The 245-nt window shown below is 42.4% G+C and carries 1 protein-coding gene; it reads right to left on the bottom strand.

Features of this window, described 5'->3' with window-relative positions; all coding sequences use genetic code 11:
• On the bottom strand, positions 1-184 hold a 184-nt coding region (locus tag CWB77_RS18270), incomplete at its 3' end, for a hypothetical protein (RefSeq protein ID WP_249931457.1).
• Positions 185-245 lie beyond the last annotated feature (61 nt).

Raw genomic sequence — 245 nt, 5'->3', positions numbered from 1 at the left:
AATCCAAACTTACCTCCGTAAATAAGTCAGGATGTAAAGACCACTCAGGGATATCAATCACCGACTGAGTTCTATTTTTATCAACTGAAAATCCAATATTGTTAAAACCAATTTCTTCTCGGCTAGTTGGGCGCCACTGCGTGCTAAATAGTACCCCTTCTCGCTCCCGTAATTCGTTTACCATTGCACCTCGAACCACATGAGGAACCCAGACATTGTCATAGATATTGCCCTGAGAAACGCTT

The sequence above is a fragment of the Pseudoalteromonas sp. S1610 genome, from assembly GCF_005887465.1.
Taxonomy (GTDB): Bacteria; Pseudomonadota; Gammaproteobacteria; order Enterobacterales; family Alteromonadaceae; genus Pseudoalteromonas; species Pseudoalteromonas undina.
The sequence above is the reverse complement of the archived record's forward strand: the minus strand, read 5'-3'. Positions and strand labels throughout refer to the sequence as shown.